1 protein-coding gene is annotated in these 651 nt (G+C 47.8%); it reads right to left on the bottom strand.

The features are described 5' to 3' along the window. Positions 1-7: 7 nt before the first annotated feature. A partial coding sequence (locus tag R7Q48_RS28140) for a 1-pyrroline-5-carboxylate dehydrogenase (protein ID WP_318133606.1) occupies positions 8-651 on the bottom strand: 644 nt, incomplete at its 5' end.

The raw sequence follows: 651 nt of genomic DNA, 5'->3' as shown, positions 1-651 counted from the left end.
AGTCAGGTTAGTGAGTTTCGTTCCCCAACTCGAGTAGAGTCGCGTTACCACCCACCGCTGTAATATTTATCGTTCGAGTACGCTCAGTAATAAAGCGCAACGAGAGATGCGGATCGTGAGCCAGTTTTGGTGACTCCAAATCCGTTTCAGAAACTAAGCCAACGATAGCACCATCGCGCTTAGCCAATTGAAGATTGAGCGCATGCTCAACCTGAGAATGCCCAACATAACCCACACTACGTACATCGCTTTCTAGCAACGGGGCAGACGCATCGTACGCAACTACTTGGACTAAGTTAGATGGGAAGTTTGTTGACGATACCGCTTGCTCAACCAGTCGGTTTAGCTCGGCATTGTCGCTGCAAATCACAACACTGTTACCTGCGATGAGGGCACAAGTGATCATTGCAAAAGTGCTGTACAGCGCGTTTTCAGTGTTTTCGATGTTGTTTTCACAAATCACCAAAGCCACACCACGACCAGCCGCGTACAGCTCGTTAGTTTCCCCCGTAGGGCCTACTAACTGATGAGGTTCTGCAAGCAGTGCAGACGCTTGTTGCAAGTGGTAAGACACTACTTTTGCCACAACAGCATTCTGCCCTTCTAGTGCAGATTTTAATGCCAACACATGTTCGCATTTGTAATCAAAAT

The sequence above is a fragment of the Vibrio sp. 378 genome (assembly GCF_033339435.1).
This window is presented reverse-complemented; position numbering and strand designations above follow the sequence as displayed.